At 67.9% G+C, this 17,314-nt stretch carries 19 protein-coding genes and 2 pseudogenes; 13 read left to right on the top strand and 8 right to left on the bottom strand.

What is annotated here, in order from left to right; all coding sequences use genetic code 11:
- Nucleotides 1-191: 191 nt before the first annotated feature.
- The 3 genes from ACE3OG_RS12920 to ACE3OG_RS12930 are packed head-to-tail and all read left to right on the top strand — an operon-like array spanning nucleotide 192 to nucleotide 2,325.
- Complete coding sequence (locus tag ACE3OG_RS12920; protein ID WP_374309271.1) at nucleotides 192-830, top strand: LemA family protein; 639 nt, start codon at nucleotides 192-194, stop codon at nucleotides 828-830.
- Nucleotides 740-1,711, top strand: a complete 972-nt coding sequence (locus ACE3OG_RS12925) for a YgcG family protein (protein ID WP_374309273.1) — start codon at nucleotides 740-742, stop codon at nucleotides 1,709-1,711. The genes ACE3OG_RS12920 and ACE3OG_RS12925 overlap by 91 nt, the downstream gene beginning before the upstream one ends.
- Before the next feature lie 8 nt (nucleotides 1,712-1,719).
- Nucleotides 1,720-2,325, top strand: a complete 606-nt coding sequence (locus tag ACE3OG_RS12930) for a TPM domain-containing protein (protein WP_374309275.1) — start codon at nucleotides 1,720-1,722, stop codon at nucleotides 2,323-2,325.
- Nucleotides 2,326-2,340: 15 nt separating this feature from the next.
- On the opposite strand, the gene ACE3OG_RS12935 is transcribed toward ACE3OG_RS12930, so the two are convergent.
- Both ACE3OG_RS12935 and cpdR read right to left on the bottom strand, forming a co-directional pair.
- Nucleotides 2,341-3,585 (bottom strand): lytic murein transglycosylase, encoded by a 1,245-nt coding sequence (locus tag ACE3OG_RS12935; protein ID WP_374309277.1) that lies wholly within the window; start codon nucleotides 3,583-3,585, stop codon nucleotides 2,341-2,343.
- Between the two features lie 86 nt (nucleotides 3,586-3,671).
- Nucleotides 3,672-4,094 (bottom strand): cell cycle two-component system response regulator CpdR, encoded by a 423-nt coding sequence (cpdR, locus tag ACE3OG_RS12940; RefSeq protein ID WP_374309279.1) that lies wholly within the window; start codon nucleotides 4,092-4,094, stop codon nucleotides 3,672-3,674.
- 230 nt (nucleotides 4,095-4,324) lie between these two features.
- On the opposite strand from cpdR, the gene ACE3OG_RS12945 reads away from it, so the two are divergent.
- Nucleotides 4,325-5,266, top strand: a complete 942-nt coding sequence (locus tag ACE3OG_RS12945; protein WP_374309281.1) for an N-formylglutamate amidohydrolase — start codon at nucleotides 4,325-4,327, stop codon at nucleotides 5,264-5,266.
- A 15-nt stretch (nucleotides 5,267-5,281) separates the two neighbouring features.
- Here the strand turns inward: ACE3OG_RS12945 and ACE3OG_RS12950 are convergent, their stop codons facing one another.
- Nucleotides 5,282-5,824, bottom strand: coding sequence for an invasion associated locus B family protein (locus tag ACE3OG_RS12950; protein ID WP_374309283.1), 543 nt, complete (start codon nucleotides 5,822-5,824; stop codon nucleotides 5,282-5,284).
- 292 nt (nucleotides 5,825-6,116) lie between these two features.
- Here ACE3OG_RS12950 and coxB point away from each other — a divergent pair, with 292 nt between their 5' ends.
- The 7 genes from coxB (at nucleotide 6,117) to ACE3OG_RS12985 (ending at nucleotide 12,865) form a co-directional block, all read left to right on the top strand.
- Nucleotides 6,117-7,010, top strand: coding sequence for a cytochrome c oxidase subunit II (gene coxB / locus ACE3OG_RS12955; RefSeq protein ID WP_374309284.1), 894 nt, complete (start codon nucleotides 6,117-6,119; stop codon nucleotides 7,008-7,010).
- 117 nt (nucleotides 7,011-7,127) lie between these two features.
- Nucleotides 7,128-8,798, top strand: a complete 1,671-nt coding sequence (gene ctaD, locus ACE3OG_RS12960) for a cytochrome c oxidase subunit I (protein ID WP_374309330.1) — start codon at nucleotides 7,128-7,130, stop codon at nucleotides 8,796-8,798.
- Between the two features lie 84 nt (nucleotides 8,799-8,882).
- Nucleotides 8,883-9,821: a heme o synthase gene (locus tag ACE3OG_RS12965; protein ID WP_374309286.1), complete on the top strand. Its 939-nt coding sequence runs from the start codon at nucleotides 8,883-8,885 to the stop codon at nucleotides 9,819-9,821.
- Entirely contained in the window at nucleotides 9,818-9,991 is a 174-nt protein-coding gene (locus ACE3OG_RS12970; protein WP_374309288.1) for a hypothetical protein, read from the top strand. Before ACE3OG_RS12965 ends, ACE3OG_RS12970 begins: the two co-directional genes overlap by 4 nt.
- Before the next feature lie 14 nt (nucleotides 9,992-10,005).
- The gene (locus tag ACE3OG_RS12975; RefSeq protein WP_374309290.1) at nucleotides 10,006-10,635 is read left to right on the top strand and encodes a cytochrome c oxidase assembly protein; all 630 of its coding nucleotides are present in this window, start codon (nucleotides 10,006-10,008) and stop codon (nucleotides 10,633-10,635) included.
- Between the two features lie 177 nt (nucleotides 10,636-10,812).
- Nucleotides 10,813-11,682: a cytochrome c oxidase subunit 3 gene (locus ACE3OG_RS12980; RefSeq protein ID WP_374309292.1), complete on the top strand. Its 870-nt coding sequence runs from the start codon at nucleotides 10,813-10,815 to the stop codon at nucleotides 11,680-11,682.
- A gap of 619 nt (nucleotides 11,683-12,301) precedes the next feature.
- Nucleotides 12,302-12,865, top strand: coding sequence for a hypothetical protein (locus ACE3OG_RS12985; protein ID WP_374309294.1), 564 nt, complete (start codon nucleotides 12,302-12,304; stop codon nucleotides 12,863-12,865).
- Nucleotides 12,866-12,895: 30 nt separating this feature from the next.
- Here the strand turns inward: ACE3OG_RS12985 and ACE3OG_RS12990 are convergent, their stop codons facing one another.
- From ACE3OG_RS12990 to ACE3OG_RS13010, 5 genes and pseudogenes are all read right to left on the bottom strand, one after another.
- Nucleotides 12,896-13,378, bottom strand: a complete 483-nt coding sequence (locus tag ACE3OG_RS12990; RefSeq protein WP_374309296.1) for a DUF3280 domain-containing protein — start codon at nucleotides 13,376-13,378, stop codon at nucleotides 12,896-12,898.
- 153 nt (nucleotides 13,379-13,531) lie between these two features.
- The gene (locus ACE3OG_RS12995; RefSeq protein WP_374309332.1) at nucleotides 13,532-15,088 is read right to left on the bottom strand and encodes an ABC transporter permease; all 1,557 of its coding nucleotides are present in this window, start codon (nucleotides 15,086-15,088) and stop codon (nucleotides 13,532-13,534) included.
- The gene (locus ACE3OG_RS13000; RefSeq protein WP_374309334.1) at nucleotides 15,085-15,441 is read right to left on the bottom strand and encodes an HlyD family efflux transporter periplasmic adaptor subunit; all 357 of its coding nucleotides are present in this window, start codon (nucleotides 15,439-15,441) and stop codon (nucleotides 15,085-15,087) included. The genes ACE3OG_RS12995 and ACE3OG_RS13000 overlap by 4 nt, the downstream gene beginning before the upstream one ends.
- 247 nt (nucleotides 15,442-15,688) lie before the next feature.
- Nucleotides 15,689-15,853 (bottom strand): annotated as a pseudogene (locus ACE3OG_RS13005) (biotin/lipoyl-binding protein); the annotation flags it as partial.
- Between the two features lie 245 nt (nucleotides 15,854-16,098).
- The gene (locus ACE3OG_RS13010; protein ID WP_374309298.1) at nucleotides 16,099-16,326 is read right to left on the bottom strand and encodes a hypothetical protein; all 228 of its coding nucleotides are present in this window, start codon (nucleotides 16,324-16,326) and stop codon (nucleotides 16,099-16,101) included.
- A gap of 409 nt (nucleotides 16,327-16,735) precedes the next feature.
- Here ACE3OG_RS13010 and ACE3OG_RS13015 point away from each other — a divergent pair.
- Nucleotides 16,736-16,903: pseudogene (locus tag ACE3OG_RS13015) on the top strand (transposase); the annotation flags it as partial.
- Nucleotides 16,904-16,923: 20 nt separating this feature from the next.
- The gene (locus ACE3OG_RS13020; RefSeq protein ID WP_374309300.1) at nucleotides 16,924-17,247 is read left to right on the top strand and encodes an Rrf2 family transcriptional regulator; all 324 of its coding nucleotides are present in this window, start codon (nucleotides 16,924-16,926) and stop codon (nucleotides 17,245-17,247) included.
- The last annotated feature ends 67 nt before the right edge of the window (nucleotides 17,248-17,314 follow it).

Genomic DNA, 17,314 nt, shown 5'->3' on the forward strand with positions numbered 1-17,314 from the left:
ACGTCGTCGCCGTCAGCCGCCCGAAGATCGCCCCGCCAAGCTCATGCGACACTAGTGAACCCTTCCGCCCGCGCCAGTCAATTCCGGTTGACCCCGGCGCCCGGAGCGCCCGCACGAGCCTTTCTTCACGGCGCCGGATCGTATATTTGCTGGGCGGCGTCCCGCCCGACGCGCCGAGAAAGGCGGATTTCATGACCCTCGCCGCTTTATGCCCCGCTTCGCCCGCCCGCCCGGCGCGCGTCTTCGCCCGGATCGCCGGCGTCGTCGCGCTCGCCCTCGCCTGCCTGCCGCTCGCCGGCTGCGGCTACAACGTCATCCCGACGCAGGAGGAGGCCGCCAAGGCGCGCTGGGCCGAGGTGCAGAACCAGTACCAGCGCCGCGCCGACCTCGTTCCCAACCTCGTCGCCACCGTGCAGGGATACGCCAAGCAGGAGCGCGAGACGCTGACCGCGGTGGTCGAGGCCCGCGCCAAGGCGACCTCGGCGAACATCGACGCCTCGCAGCTCACCGACCCAGAGAAGGTGCGCCAGTTCCAGGAGGCACAGGCGCAGCTCTCCGGCGCGCTCGGCCGCCTGCTCGCGATCACCGAGAACTATCCCGACCTCAAGTCGAACCAGAACTTCCTCGCGCTGCAGTCGCAGCTCGAGGGAACCGAGAACCGCATCGCCGTGGCGCGACGCGACTACATCGAGGCGGCGCGCGTCTTCAACACGTCGCTGCGCACCTTCCCGACGGTGCTGTGGGCGAAGACCGTGTTCGCCGGAACGCAGCCGCTCGCGCCGTTCACGGCGAACGACGCCGCGCAGACCGCCCCGCAGGTGAAATTCTGAGCCGAAAGCGGCACGCGGGCTTCTCGCGCGCCGCAAGCGCCGGCGCGGGCGCGCTAATCCTGCTCGCGGCGCTTTTCGTCGCCGGCCTCGCCTTCGCCTATTCCTTCCCGGCGCTTTCGGGCCGGGTCGTCGACGCGGCGAACGTCATTCCCGCCGACGCAAAGGCGGCGATCGAGGCGAAGCTCGCGGCGCTCGAGGCGAAGACAGGCGCCCAGCTCGTCGTCGCGACCGTCCCCTCGCTCGAAGGCGACGAGATCGAACCCTACGCCAACGCGCTGTTCCGCGCCTGGGGCCTCGGCTCGAAAGACAAGAACAACGGCGTCCTGCTTCTCGTCGCGCCGAAGGAGAAGCGCGTGCGCGTCGAGGTCGGCTACGGCCTCGAGGGAACGCTCACCGACGCGCTCTCGCGCATCGTCATCGCCAACGCCATGGCGCCGCGCTTCAAGACGGGCGACTTCGGCGGCGGGATCGCCCGCGGCGTGGACGATCTCGTCGCCATCCTGACGAGCGACCCGACGGACTGGGAGAAGCGCCCGGAGCTGCGCGTCGACCATGATTCGGCGCCCGTCGACGATCTTGCGCCTTTCATCGTCTTCGGCCTGTTCATCCTCATCGTGTTCCTGATGATGCGCGCCCCGCGCCGGCGCGACGCCGGGACGAGCTACGACCCGCGCCGGGGCGCTCCGCCCGGCGCCGACCCCCGGCGCGGCCAGGGCGGCGCGGGCGACCTGCTCACCGGCATCCTCATCGGCATGACCAGGCCCGGGCGCGGCCGCGGCGGCTTCGACGACTGGGGCGGCGGCGGCGGCTTTTCGGGCGGCGGAGGGTTTTTCGGCGGCGGCGGCTCGTCCGGCGGCGGCGGCGCCTCGGGCAGCTGGTAGGAGGAGCGATGAGTCTGTCGAACGAAGATCAGCAACGGATCAACGCGGCGATCTCACAGGCCGAGACGAAGACGGCCGGCGAGATCGTGTGCGTGCTCGCGCGCTCGTCTTCGGACTATCTGACCTATGCCCTTGCCTGGGCGGCGCTCGCCGCGCTCGCCGCGCCCTGGGCGCTCGTCGCCCTCACCGAGCTGTCGGTTCGGCAGATTCTGCTCGTCCAGGCCGTGGTCTTCGTCGCGCTCTATGTTCTCTTCTCGATCTCCGGCCTCGGCCCCTATCTGGTGCCGAAGGCGGTGCGGCTCGAGCACGCCCATCGCGCGGCGCTCGAGCAGTTCGTGACGCGCGGTCTCGCGCGCCGGCGCCACGAGGCCGGCGTGCTGATCTTCGTCTCGCTCGCCGAGCATTACGTGCGCGTCGTCGCCGACGACGCCGTCGCCGTGAAGGTCGACAAGCGCGTCTGGCAGGGGGCGGTCGATTCGCTGCTCGCCGGAGTGAAGGCCGGCGACCTCGCCGGCGGCTATGTGGCGGCGGTCGAGAAATGCGGCGCCGTGCTCGCCGAGCATTTTCCGCCGGGCGCCGGCGGCGAGCTGCCCGACCGCATCTATATCATCTGAGCGCCTGCGGGCCGGTCAGCGCCCGCGCGCGGCGGTCAGCACCGAGAGGCTTGCGCGCCCGTCCGGCGCGAGGCCGTTACGGCGCTGGAAATCGGCGATCGCCTGCCTGGTCTTGGTCCCGATCACCCCGTCGGCCTTGCCGTCGAGGTCGTAGCCGCGCCGCATCAGCAGCGTCTGCAGTTCGCGCCGGTCGGCGCGCGACAGGCCCGGGTCGCTGGTCGGCCAGGCGGCGACGAGGCCGCGCCCGCCGCGCAGCCGGTCGGACAGGAGCGCGATGGCGAGCGCGTAGGATTCGGCGGCGTTGTACGAGAATATGGCGTCGAAGTTCTTCGTGACGAGGAAGGCCGGGCCGTTGGGGCCGGCGGGCAGCAGCAGCGCCGCGGAGCCCGCGCCGAGCGGGCGGCCGTCGACGCGAACGATTCCGCGCGCCGCCCATTGCGCCATCGGCTGCTTTCCCTTGCGGCCGGACGGGCCGGAATAGCCTTGCGGCAGCCGCACTTCGTAGCCCCAGGGCAGGCCGCTCACCCAGCCGGCCTTCTTCAGATAGGCGGCGGTCGAGCCGAGCGCGTCGGGCACGGAGTTGACGAGGTCGCGGCGCCCGTCGCCGTCCATGTCGACGGCGGTGCGCAGGAAGGTCGAGGGCATGAACTGGGTGTGGCCGAAGGCGCCGGCCCAGGAGCCGACGAGGTCGGCCTGCGCGACGTCGCCGCGGTCGATGATTTTCAGCGCGGCGAAAAACTCCGTGCGGAAATAGGCGGCGCGGTAGTCGCCGCAGGAGAGCGTGGCGAGCGACTGGATCAGCGGGCGATTGCCGAACGCGCGGCCGTAATTCGATTCGACGCCCCAGACGGCGACGATGGTCGGCCCGTCGACGCCGAAGCGGCGCTCGGCGGCGGCGAGGGCGTTCGCCCATTTCGCCGCCATCGCCCTGCCGTCGGCGACGCGCTCCTCGTCGACGAGGCCGGCGAGATAGTCCCAGATCGGCGTCTTGAACTCGGGCTGCGCGCGCGCGAGGTCGAACACCTCCGGGTTGGGAGCGAGGCCCGCCGTGGCGCGGTCGTAGGTCGAAGCGCTCACGCCCTCGCGCAGCGCGAGCGGGCGCAGGCCGGAAAGACACGCGTCGAACGCGGAGGCGAACGCCGGCGGCGCGCCGGCGAAAAGGGCCAGCGCGAGCGCGGCGCCGAGGCGGGAGCCGGGCGAGGCGCTTTTGCGCCGACGCGAGGGCGCCTGGGCGAAGGCGTCGATGCGGGCCCGTGTCATGGCGTGGTCATGGCGTCGATATCCGAAAGGGCGCGCATCCGCGCGGGAGCGCGGGAAGGCTAGCGGAAGGCCCGCGGCGCCGGAAATCAACTCTCCCGGCCGGCCTCGAGCGGCGCGGCGAGCAGGCGCTGCACCTCGTTGACGAGGTCGCGCAGGTGGAAGGGCTTCGAGAGCACCTTGGCCTGCGGCGGCGCGTTGTTGTCCGGGTTGAGCGCGACGGCGGCGAAGCCGGTGATGAACATCACCTTGATGTCCGGGTCGAGCTCGGTCGCGCGGCGGGCGAGCTCGATGCCGTCCATCTCGGGCATCACGATGTCGGTGAGCAGCAGGTCGAACGGCTCCTCGCGCAGCCTGCCATAGGCTGACTGGCCGTTGTCGAAGGCGGCGACCTGGTAGCCGGCGTTCTGCAGCGCCTTGCCGAGGAAGCGGCGCATGTCGTCGTCATCCTCGGCGAGGAGAATCTTGCCGATCTCGAGTCTCGGCTGGGTCGGGAAACGCATGTCGTTCATGAGAGCCTCGCTAGCGCGCCAAGCAAAGGCGGATTTCGTAAAAATCCCATGAAGGGACGGGCGATCGCGCCCAGGTGTGGCCGCGGCGCCGCAGGAGCGCTGAAGATTGATCGAATATAGCAATGGACATGGGCCGGCGTCCTTGGCAAAATCGTCTTTTCGAGCCCGATCGCGCGAACGCGGTCGCACATGGCGCCAGCCGCCCTCCTACGGGCCCCGAGAGAGCGCACATGACTTTATCCGCCTCGACAGGCCAGAGCGACGTCGCGAGCTTCGGCGTCGGCTACGAGGTCGCCGAGCCGCATGTCCTTTCCTCGCCGCTGGTGTTCTCCTCGCCGCATTCCGGCCGCATCTATCCTTCGGGATTCCTCGCCGCGTCCCAGCTCAAGCTCGCGCAGCTGCGCCGGTCGGAGGACGCCTTCGTCGACGATCTGTTCGCGGACTGCCTGAAGGTCGGCGCGCCGATGATCAAGGCGCTGTTCCCGCGCGCCTATCTCGACCTCAACCGCGAGCCCTACGAGCTCGACCCGCGGATGTTCGAGGGCCGCCTGCCGCCGCACGCCAACACCCGCTCGATCCGCGTCGCCGGCGGCCTCGGCACCATCGCGCGCGTCGTCGGCCACGGCCAGGAGATCTATCGCGAACGCCTGCCGATCGGCGAGGGGCTCGCGCGCATCGAGGCGCTGTACAAGCCTTATCACGCGCGCCTCGGCGCGCTCGTCGAGCGCGCCGAGCTCGCCTTCGGCTTCGCCCTGCTCGTCGACTGCCACTCCATGCCGTCCGCGCCGCTCGCCGCGCAGAACGGCGCCGGCTTCGGACGCGAGCCGGCGCAGCCGACGCGCAAGGCGGATTTCGTTCTCGGCGACCGGCACGGAGCGAGCTGCGCGCCGGCTTTCGTCGAGGCCGTCGAAAGCGAGCTGCGCAGCCTCGGCTTCACGGTCGCGCGCAACAAGCCCTACGCCGGCGGCTATATCACCGAACATTACGGCGCCCCGTCCTTCAACCGGCACGCGCTGCAGATCGAGATCAGCCGCGGCCTCTATATGGACGAGCGGACGGTGACGCCCCTCTCCCGCTTCCCCGAGATCAGGTCGGCGCTGCGCCGCGTCGTCGAGGCGCTCGCCGCCGCGGCGGCGAGCCGGCTGCCCGTCTGCCGCGACGCGGCCGAATAGATTTCCCCGCGCGCTTCAGGGCAGCGCTTCGAAGCCGTCCTTGAAGCCGTTGAGGGCGAGCGGAATGCCGACCCCCTCCTCCGGCGTCTGGAAGATGATGAAGGTGGCGTTGGTCCCCGCCTTCATCTGGTCGATCAGCTTCTGCTCCATCACCACTTCGGCGACGCAGCCCGTCGGCAGGCAGCGCACGAAGCCGGCGCGGCCGACGTCCGCGTCGTCGATCTTGAGGCCGAGCCCGGAAGGCAGCAGAACGCCGAGCGGGGCGATGACGCGCAGGAGCCGGCTCTTGCCGTCGGCGGTCTTGAGCACGATCACGACCAGATTGATGTTCGGCCGGTCCTCGGCCGCGACGCTCTGCAGGAGGGCGCATTGCTCGCGCGCCGCGCCGGGCGGCGTCTCGCAGCGCATCTCCCAGTCGCCGTGCTTGCTCTTGACGACGCCCTGCGCCTGCGTCGCGCCGACGCCCCACCCAAGAAAAGCGGACAGAGCGACGACGCAAAGGGCCGTCGCGCGAAGCCAGGCGGCGAATCTGCGGCGAAGGGAAATTGCGTCGGCCATGCTGTCTCCGAATTCTCCGGCCCGCGCCCGGACGCGCCGGACGCGCGCAGGGCACGCCGCGCCATAGCAAATCGCTCCCTTCTGTCAAGTTAACCGCCCGGGCGGGCGCCGCGGCCGACGCGGGCGCGACGCGCGTTCTTGCCGCATCCGCGAACAATCGGCGACGCATTGCGCTCAAGGCGCGATCATGATCTTAAAGGGATTGTGGAGGGCCTTTCGCGACTCCTCTGGACGTGCTCAAAAGAAGTGTGGTAGGCGCGAGCCATCGCGCCGCGCAACCGGAGCCACGACCGTGACGAGACCATCAAGCCACGCCTACAGCCGCCGTTCCGGTCAGCGCCTTTCAGGCCTGGCTGCGGCGCTTCCGGCCGTCCTTTTCGCCGCCGCCGCCAGAGCCGAAGAGCCCGGCGCCGTCATCGGCCACGCGACGCCGGGGCAGGCCACGATGATGGAGGCGGTCACCCCCATCGCGCACGAGATGCACGTTTTCCACAACGCCATCCTGTTGCCGATCATCACCGGCATCTGCCTGTTCGTGCTGGCGCTGCTGGGATGGATCATCCTGCGCTACCGGGAATCGAAGAATCCCGTCCCGACCCAGACCACCCACAACTCCCTGCTCGAGGTCGCCTGGACGGTGATCCCGGTGATGATCCTCGTCGTCATCGCCATCCCGTCCTTCCGCCTCCTGACGCATCAACTTGTCGTGCCGCCGGCCGACATCACGCTGAAGGCCACGGGCAAACAGTGGTTCTGGACCTACGATTATCCCAAGGACCAGGGCGGCGGCTTCTCCTTCGACTCCTACCTCATTCCCGCCTCCGACCTGAAGCCCGGCGACATCCGCCAGCTCTCGGTCGACAACGAGGCGGTCGTGCCGGTCGGCAAGACGGTGCACCTGCTCGTCACGGCCGCCGACGTGATCCATTCGCTGACCGTTCCCTCCTTCGGCATCCGCATCGACGCCGTGCCGGGGCGCATGAACGAGACCTGGTTCCGCGCCGAGCGCGAGGGCGTCTATTACGGGCAGTGCTCGAAGATCTGCGGCAAGGACCACGCCTTCATGCCGATCGTCTTCCGCGTCGTCAGCGAGCAGCAATACGCGGCCTGGCTCGCCTCCGCCGCCAAGAAATTCGCCGCCGCGCCGCAGGGCGGGACGCGGCTCGCGCAGAACGTCGCGCGCTAGGCGCGCCGCGGCGTCGGGCCCGGCTCCGTCGGGCGACGCGGCGACGCAGATAGGTTCAGACAGAAACATGCGCGAAGTCCGGCGGGAGCCGGCCGGGCGCCTTGAGGGAGGTACATGATGGCCGAGAGCGCGGCGATCCACGAAGCGCATGACCACCCGAGGGGCTGGCGACGCTATCTCTTTTCGACCAACCACAAAGACATCGGCACGATGTATCTCATCTTCGGGATCGCCGCCGGCGTCTTCGGCGGAATCCTGTCGGTGCTGATGCGGATGGAGTTGCAGGAGCCCGGCATCCAGGTCTTCCCTGTGCTCGCGCGCATCCTGCAAGGCGCCGACCCCGACCTCGCGGTCGAGATGGGCAAGAACCTCTACAACGTGACCATCACCATGCACGGCATCGTCATGATCTTCTTCATGGTGATGCCCGCGCTCATCGGCGGCTTCGGCAACTGGTTCGTCCCGATCATGATCGGCGCGCCGGACATGGCCTTTCCGCGCATGAACAACATCTCCTTCTGGCTGCTGCCGGCCTCGTTCACGCTCGGCGTGCTGTCGCTGTTCGTCGAGGGCTCGCCCGGCATGAACGGCTTCGGCGGCGGCTGGGTCATGTATCCGCCGTTCTCGTCGAACGCGGGCACGCCCGGCCCGGCGATGGACTTCATCATTCTCTCGCTGCATATCGCCGGCATTTCGTCGATCCTCGGCGCGATCAACTTCATCACCACGATCTTCAACATGCGCGCGCCAGGCATGACGCTGCACAAGATGCCGCTGTTCGCCTGGTCGGTCCTCGTCACCGCCTTCCTGTTGCTGCTGTCGCTTCCCGTGCTCGCCGGCGGCATCACCATGCTGCTGACCGACCGCAACTTCGGCACCACCTTCTACGATCCGGCCGGCGGCGGCGATCCGCTGCTGTTCCAGCACCTGTTCTGGTTCTTCGGCCACCCGGAAGTCTATATTCTGATCCTGCCGGCCTTCGGCCTCATCAGCCACATCATCTCGACCTTCTCGAAGAAGCCGGTGTTCGGCTATCTCGGCATGGCCTACGCCATGGTGGCGATCGGCGTCGTCGGCTTCGTCGTGTGGGCGCACCACATGTTCACCGTCGGCATGTCGCTCGACACGCAGCGTTATTTCGTCTTCGCGACGATGGTCATCGCCGTGCCGACGGGCGTCAAGGTGTTCTCCTGGATCGCCACCATGTGGGGCGGCTCGATCAGCTTCCGCGCGCCGATGGTCTGGGCGACCGGCTTCGTGCTGCTCTTCACTATCGGCGGCGTCACCGGCGTCGTGCTCGCCAACGCCGGCATCGACCGCGCCCTGCACGAGACCTATTACGTCGTGGCGCACTTCCACTACGTGCTCTCGCTCGGCGCCGTCTTCGGTCTGTTCGCCGGCTTCTACTACTGGTTCCCGAAGATGTCGGGATTCATGTACAACGAGACGCTGGCCAAGACGCATTTCTGGCTGATGTTCATCGGCGTCAACCTGACCTTCTTCCCGCAGCATTTCCTCGGCCTCGCCGGCATGCCGCGCCGCTATATCGACTATCCCGACGCCTATGCTCTGTGGAACCGCGTCTCCTCGTTCGGCTCCTATCTGTCGATGATCGGCGTCGGGCTGTTCATCTACGTCATCTACGACGCCTTCGCGAAGAAGCGGGTGGCCGGAGACAATCCCTGGGGCGTCGGCGCGACGACGCTCGAATGGACGCTTCCCTCGCCCCCGCCCTTCCACACGTTCGAGACGCTGCCGCGCGTCTCCGGCCCCGCCGACCATCACTGAGCCGGCGGCGACGGCGCTGCGGCCGGGACGCCTTTACGTCCCGGCCGCAGCGCCGTCGCAGGGCCTCAAGCAACGGACGCGCATATGAGCCTCGTCACCCCAGGCGCCGACGCCGTCTCCCTCGCGGGGCCCGGCGACTACGTCGCCCTCATGAAGCCGCGGGTGATGTCGCTCGTCGTGTTCACCGCGCTGACCGGCGTCCTGATCGCGCCGGGCCACGTCGATCCGGTGATCGGCTTCGCCTCGATCGTCGCCATCGCCGCCGGGGCGGGAGCCGCCGGCGTGCTCAACATGTGGTACGATAGCGACATAGACGCCGTCATGCGGCGCACCCAGCGCCGGCCGATTCCCGCGGGCCGCGTGCCGCGCGAAAGCGCCCTCAGCTTCGGAATCGTGCTCGCCGGCCTCTCCGTCCTGACGCTCGGCTTTTGCGCCAACTGGGCCGCCGCCGCGTTGCTCGCCTTCACCATCTTCTTCTACGCCGTCGTCTATACGATGTGGCTGAAGCGCTCGACGCCGCAGAACATCGTGATCGGCGGCGCGGCCGGCGCCTTCCCGCCGATGGTCGGCTATCTCGCCGCCACCGGCGAGGTCAGCGTCGCGAGCCTCACGCTGTTCGCCATCATCTTCCTGTGGACGCCGCCGCATTTCTGGGCGCTGGCCCTCGTCAAGACGGGCGATTTCGCGCGCGCCGGCGTGCCGATGCTGCCGAACGTCGCGGGGCCGGACCGCACGCGGCGGGACATCCTGCTCTACAGCCTCGTCCTCGCCCCGGCTGGCCTCGCTCCCTGGCTGCTCGGCTTCGCCTCGCCAGCCTATGGCGCGCTCGCCCTCGTCCTTGGCGTCCTGATGATCCTGCACGCCGCCCGCGTCTATCTCGCGCGCGAGGGCGATCTCGCCAACCGCACGGCGATGCGCATGTTCGGCTTCTCGATCCTCTACCTCTTCCTTCTGTTCGCCATGCTCGTCGTCGAGCGTCTTTGCGCGATCGCCGGCGTCGCTCCCGCCTGGCTCACGCCATGACCCAGCAGCGCTTCGAAATGGACGAAAGCGCGCGGCTCACGCCCGAGCAGGAGAAGAAGCGCCGCCAGCGTAACATCGCCATCGCGCTGGCGATCGGCTTTTTCGTCGTCCTCTTCTACGTCGTGACGATCGTCAAGCTCGGTCCCGGCGTGTTCAGCCGCCCGATCTGACGGAGGCGGAACCGATGCGCGCCGCGCCTCCCGACGACCGAAACCTCACGCAGGAGCGCCGCGGCCGCCGCGTCGCCTTCGCGGCGGCGACCGTATGCTTCGCCATGCTGGGGCTCTCGTTCGCGGCTGTTCCGCTCTACCACATGTTCTGCGCGGCGACCGGCTATGGCGGAACGCCGCGCATCGGGGTTCTCGCATCGCCGGCCGGCGTCGGAACGCGCGAGATGACCGTGCGCCTCGACGCCAATGTCGCTCCGGGCCTGCCCTGGAGCTTCGAGCCGGAGACGCCGCAGATCACGCTGCGGCCCGGAAAGACCGCCACCGTGTTCTTCAGGGCCCAGAACCGCTCGAACGCGCCGCTCAAGGCGCAGGCGGCGTTCAACGTCGGGCCGGACAGCGCCGGCGCCTATTTCAACAAGATCAGCTGTTTCTGCTTCAGCGAGATGACGCTCGAACCGCATGAGAGCGCCGAATTGCCGGTCGTATTTTTCCTCGATCCGGCGCTCGAGGCGGATCCGACCCTTGCCGGCGTGGAAACCGTCGTGCTCTCCTACACCTTCTTTGCGGTGACGTCGAAAGACGCGACGCGCGGCGAAACGAAGAAGCTGGGCGCGGCGGCGGGCGCCGGCGCCAAGGCTTTGTGAGACCGGGCGCCTGGAAGGTTCAAGGGCCCCCGGCCCGACCTTCGGGGCGCCCGCAGAGACGATCGAGCCTCGTTCGCTATCGGGCGGCCCGCCCGACTGAAACGAGGCTCGCAAGCGCCGGCGTCGCGAGGCGCCGGTTGACGGGCTCGGCCGAGCCATGAGGGAGGAAGAAGGTTCATGTCGGACGCGCACGCCAAACCCAACCACGATTTCCATCTCGTTTCGCCAAGTCCATGGCCGATCCTCGCCTCGATCGGCGCTTTTTTCCTCGCCGTCGGCGGCATCATGTGGATGAAGCAGCTTGGACCCGGCACGCTGCGGCCGGGCGGCCTGGTCTTCGGCGCCAGCCTGATCGCGCTGATCTTCATCGCCGCCTCCTGGTGGGTCGACGTGGTGCGCGAGTCGCAAAGCGGCTTCCACACGCCCGTCGTGCAGCTCGGCCTGCGCTACGGCATGATCCTGTTCATCGCCTCCGAGGTGATGTTCTTCGTCGCCTGGTTCTGGGCCTTCTTCGACGCAAGCCTTTTTCCGGGCGAGGCGCAGGAATATATCCGCGCGCAGGCGGTCGGGAGCCAGTGGCCGCCCAAGGGGATCGAAGTCATCGACCCCTGGCACCTGCCGCTGCTCAACACGCTGATCCTGCTGACCTCCGGCACCACCGTCACCTGGGCGCACCACGCCCTTCTGACAGGCGACCGCAAGGGCCTCAAGGCGGGCCTCGCCCTGACCATCGCGCTCGGCGCGATCTTCACCCTCGTGCAGGCCTATGAATACGTGCACGCGCCCTTCGCGTTCAAAGGCTCGATCTTCGGCGCGACCTTCTTCATGGCGACGGGCTTCCACGGCTTCCACGTCATCATCGGCACAATTTTCCTCACCGTCTGCCTCATCCGCGCCTTCGTGGGCCAGCTCTCGGTGCGCCATCACCTCGGCCTCGAATTCGCCGCCTGGTACTGGCACTTCGTGGACGTGATCTGGCTGTTCCTGTTCGCCACGATCTACATCTGGAGCTCTTGGGGCGCCCATATCGAGGCCCCGATCGGCTAGGGACAAGCCTCATCCAGATCCATGAGATCACGGCGTAGGAGAGCGGCGCCGGGGAGAGAGTTTAAGAGTTATGCGCGTGGCGATCGTATCGGGTCGCGACGCGCCGCGCGTTTTCAGCCCGCAGGACAGGCGCTCATGACGGTCCTGCTCCTGTGGTCTGGCGCGTCGACCGGTTGAGTCGTCCGCGCAGACTTTCGAGGAGCGGAACGGCGGTCGCCGCGTCGGCGGCGCTTCCCGGCGTCAGGGCGAAGGCGGCCGGCATGCCGCAGTCAACCGGTGCTCGGCCGCGCCTCGGCGTGACGGACGAGGCCGAGGTCGTCCCTCTCGGGGAGACGTGAGCCGACGGCCTCCTCGCGCGCTTCTTATCGCTCAGCTTTAGATTGATTGATTGTTTTGGACGCGCCTTGGGCGGGCGCCGACCGGATTTTCATTCTAACGGCCTGCCAGGCGCTGAAGCCTGCAGGACCGCTAAAATTCGGCGCGCGCCGGCGCCGCGCTCTCCGCCGTTCGCGCGTCGCCCAAGGCCGCTCCGCGCGGCGGATCGAACCCGTGTACGTCCGCACATGCAATGGGCGTCGTCGCGCGTATCAAAGACGTCTCTGGGAGCGGAGGCGCTTTGATGGGAGACAAGCTCGTTTACACTCGGCTTCATATCTACGACACGTCGGATTGGATCGGCCGGCGCCAATATGAAGGCGGCGACGACGACACCTATAGCATCGGAATCAGCGACGGCGTCGCGCAGTTTAAGTCAGCGATGGACAACCTTCTCGTCTCGGGCAAAATTTTCCAAAATTGCGTTTTCACGACGCATGGAAATGAAGGCGCGATCTTCTTTAATCACCAGCAGATCACCGCTTACGAACTCTACAAGAATTTCAACGCCCCTCATTACGAGAAGCTTTTTCCGTTCAAGGACGTGAAGGTTTACTTCGATGGCTGCAACGTCGCATCCGGCGACGATGGGTGGAAATTTCTGGAGGCGGCCGGGCGGACGTTCCTGCGGTACGGCGGTGGTCACGCCATGGGGTGGACTTCAGCCGGGCTTGGGCTGCCCTCCGTGATCCCGTGGGTCGGCGGACATACGGAGCACCTGTGGGGTCATGTCAGAGGAGTTTATGTTTTTCCCGACGACAGCGACGGCAGCCTTTATCTTCGCCGCTGGGGCGAAGGCGCCGACTGATTGTCGTCGCGTCCGGCTCGCCCGCCAGCGTCACTGCTTGAGGATGTTGTGGCGCACGATGTAGCGCACGGCGCGGTCGAAGGACTCGTCCGTGTCGCCGCGCATGTCGACGCTGTAGGCCCGTTCAGGCGTCTTCCCGTCGACGTCGAGGATATAGACGTTGAGGTTGAGGATCAGGTTCGAGACCTTCTGGATCTCGCCCGTGATCGCGACGTCGGCGCCGAGTTTCTGCGCGAAGGTCGCTGCGCAGCCGCCGCAGGCCCTGAGCGGCGCTGACGCCTCGACCTCGGCGGCGACCGGCTCGATCGGGACGATCTCGTAAAGTCCGCTTTCGCCGAGGAGCTTGCGCAGCTCGGCGCTGACGCGCGGCAGGCGCGCCATGTCGGCCTGCGTCGGCGGCTGGGCGGCAAGATCAGCGAACTGGAAATCGAAGACCGCCGCCTTCGGAGCGGCGTCGGCGGCGCCGGCGCCGAGCAGGACGGCCGCGGCGCAGGCGAAAGGTCTGAGGCTCATAGCATCCACCTGCGGGCGTATCGTCGGGCCGCTCGTTTCAGAGCCGATCGACGTCGACATGGCAAATTCGGCGCGCTTGTCGGCGTTCCATCATATGGCGACGCGGACGAGGCTCTGACCCTTCGTCACTCTCTCGCCAGCGCCGCGACGGGCTCAAGCCGCGCCGCGCGCAATGCGGGCGTGAAGCCGAAAAGAAGGCCCGCCAGCACGGCGCAAGCGAGCGCGCCGATGATCGCCGTCGCCGAGAAGATCGCCGGCATGCCGAACAGCAACGCCGCGGCGACGCCGCCGAGAACGCCGACGGCCGAGCCCTCCGGCGCCCGCGACGATCATGGCTTCGGTCAGGAACTGCCGCAGGATGTCGGCCGTGCGCGCGCCCGTCGCCATGCGCACGCCGATCTCGCCGGTGCGCTCCGAAACGGTCATCAGCATCACGTTCATGACGCCGATGTCGCCGACGAGAAGCGAGATCGCCGCGGTGAAGCCGAGCAGTAGAGTCAGCGCGTGCTGCGTGCGGTCCTGCGCCTCGATCGTCGCGGCCTTGTTGTAGATGCGGAAGTCGCGCAGGCGATGAGCCGACTCGAGAACGGCCCCGATCGCCGCCTCGGTCTGGTCGGCTTGCGAAAGATCGTCGACCAGAACGGAGATCCAGGAAAGCTCCTGTCGCCCGAACACCCGCACGTCGCCTGTGGAGAATGGAAAGACGATGGCGGCGTCGTCGCCGTCGCCGGAGAGCGCGCCTTTGCTCGAGAGCACGCCGATCACCTCGAACGGAACATTGTTGACGAGGATCATTTTCCCGACCGGGTCCGAGCCGTCTGGAAACATGCGTCCAGCGAGCTTGGAGCCGAGGACGGCGACGGCCGCGAGCGAGCGTTCGTCCTGTTTGGCGAAGAACACGCCGCTATCGAGGGACCAATGGAGAATGAGCGGAAAATTCGTCGTCACGGCGACTCCGTCGGTTGGATAATCGACCTCGCCCGACCGCGCGATCACAGCGCCATGCAGATAGGGCATCGCTGCGGCGACGTTCGGCGTCTCGCGAACGAGATCGGCGTCCGAAGCGATAAGCCGCCCGCCCGGCCCGCGGCTGCTCTCGCCGCCGGGGATCACATACATGCGGTTCGTGCCGAAGATCGCGAGCTGGGTCAGCACCTTCGCCCGCGCGCCCTCGCCGATGGCGAGGAGCGCGATCACCGAGGCGACGCCGATGACGACGCCGAGCAGCGTCAGCGCCGTGCGAAACGGATTGGCCGACAGCGCCCGTCCGCCGGCGTGAAGCGCCTCGCGCATGTCCGAGACGATGGAAGCCCCGCCATGGGCCCCGGAGAGCTGGGTCGGACGATGATCGAGACGTTCGGCGAGGCCGAGGCGGCCAAGCAGCTCGGCCGCGCGGGCGCGCCGCTCCTGCGGGGCGAGCCCGGCGTAGGTCGCCGGAATCTCGACGTTCTCCGCGGCCGTGATGGTCGGGATCAGATTGTACTGCTGGAAGACGAAGCCGAACGCCTCGCGCCGCAGCCGGGCGAGATCGTCGCGCGAGAGCGTCGCGACGTCGCGGCCGGCGAAGCGGTAGACGCCGCCCGGCTTGTCGAGGCAGCCGAGAATGTTCATGAGGGTCGATTTGCCCGATCCGGACTGGCCCATGATTGCGAGGGGAACGATCAGGGCGCCCCTAGCTTCGGCCGCGACGAAGAAGACCTGCGCCGTCATTTCCGGCCGCAGGTCGCCCGCGGCGTTGTCGACGTCGAACAGCGCGGTGTAGAGCACCACCACGCCGGCCTGCGCGAGCGGCTGCGTGTTTGCGTCGGCGCCGCCGGTCGGTCCGGCTTCTGCGGGGCCGGGAGAATCTGGCGAAGCCACGCGGTCCAGCGCCGGTCGCCATGCCCCAGCGTGGTGAAATAGACCGGCATGCCCTCGCGCAGTCGCGTGACGTCGGCTTCCGACACTTGCGTCCAGACGGTCATCGTCGAAAGATCGGCGATGCGCAGGATCTGCGGCGTCGAATAGGTCGCGTTGAGCGTCTGACCCTCGCGCGCGTCGATCGAGACCACCCTTCCGGACATCGGCGCGAATTATCCTGGTGTAGCCGAGCGCCACCTGATCGGCCTTCAAGGTCGACTGCATCTGCAGGATCTGGGCGCGGATGGTTTCAGCCCGGGCGGCCGCCGTCTTCGATTTGCGCCTGCCCTGCCCGCAGGTCGGCCTGGCGATCGAGTCGCTGCCGACGAGCTTCGCATAGCGCTCCAGAGCGTCCGTCGCGTATTCGACGTTCGCCTGCTGCTCGACGAGATTGGCGTTGAGCTGCGCGTCGTCGGCTTCCACCTTAGCCGCCTGCACCTGCGGGTCGATCTCGGCGAGCAGCTGTCCCTGCTCCACGAAATCGCCGACGTGGACGAGGATGCGCCGCAACTGCCCCGACGCCTGCGCGCCGAGATCGACATAGGCTCGCGGCTCGATCTTGCCCGTGGCCGTCACCGTCGCTTCGAGATCGCCGCGCCTGACGGCGGCCGTAGCCAGCGCCTCCGCGTGGGGCGAAGCGGCGCGCAAAATTACATAGGCGGCGGCGAGCAGAACGGCCGCGCCGGCCGCTGTCGAGAAGCGGCGAAGCAGGGCGGATTCTTCCCTCCGTCCATTCGCGAAAAACCTTGGCGCAGGCTTCAGCTCCGGGCCGGCGCGCCGCGTCGCTTCGCCTGTTTCAGCGCGCGTGCGACGGGTGGCGCTTATTCCGGAGGGCGTCGGGCGGCTTCTCCCCCGTCGTCCGGCCGCGGGACGAGTCCCGGCGCGCCATAGCGGATGACGACGGCGAGCGGGATCGTCAGCGCCGCCCGGGAGAGCATTCGCCAGCCGAAATCCTCGCCCGGAAGGGCCGTGAGCAGCCCGAAGACGGTAAGCAGCGCGAGGGCGGCCGGCCAGCCCCAAACGCGCAGATGGTCGTTGCGGCGGCTCATTCCGCGGCCTGCCGAAAAGGAGTTTCCGAAGCCGCCTGGACGCCGACCGTGTCCGAAGCGGCGCGTCGCCCGCCGCGCCCGAGCCAGAGAGAGATAGAGGCCGCTGCCGAGCACGACGATGGTGACGGGATCGAGAGCCGCCCACCCCGCTCGATCCGGAAAGGGGACCCGAACAAACCGCCTCGGCGAGCAAGCCGACCCCTGTCTGTATCGACGGGAAGCTCCGCGCGATTTCTCCTGTCGCGAGAAAAAAGTTTGACGAACGTTCAGGGGGTCTGACCCGCCACTGAGATTTTCCTCCACGCGGATTTAGAGTCCGGCCCTTTGGTGCTCTGCCCCCTGAGAACTGGATCGTTTGAAGCTGGAGTTTTCCGCTAGGTTTTCCCGTCTGGGAGAGGAGCAGAGCAGCATGAAGGCGTCGAAGTTCACTGAGGCGCAGAAGGCGTTCATCCTGAAGCAGGGCGAGGAAGGCGCGCCGGTAGCGGAGATCTGCCGGAAGGCAGGAATCAGCCAGGCGACCTATTTCAACTGGAAGAAGCGGTATGGCGGGCTGCTGCCCGACGAGATGCGGCGGATGGCGTCTCGCGCAATCACCTGATGAAGGTGGTCAACGATCTGGTGAACGCGGGTTATCTCGAGAGCGTGCGGGGACGGTTTGGCGGCGTCCGGCTGGCGCGGCCTGCGTCGGATATCAATGTGGGCGCCGTGGTGCGGCATGCCGAGGGCCGCTTCGATCTCGCCGATTGCGAAAGCTGCGTCATATCCCCGGTCTGCGGCCTCAGATGCGCGTTGCGCGAAGCCCTCGCCGCCTTCATGTCGACGCTCAATCGCTACAGCTTGGCCGACGTGACTGCGCAGCGGGAGGCGATGTCCGCCCTGTTCGCTCGGCGAAAGTCGGGTCGCTCCGGCGCGAGCGAATGAGGCGGCGTGAGGCTGTTTCCGCCATGCTGGCGCAGCGTCTCGCGCCGCTTCCGGCGTCGTCGGTTCG

Origin of the sequence: Methylocella sp. (assembly GCF_041905455.1) — a bacterium.
In the GTDB taxonomy this organism is placed as follows: Bacteria; Pseudomonadota; Alphaproteobacteria; order Rhizobiales; family Beijerinckiaceae; genus Methylocapsa.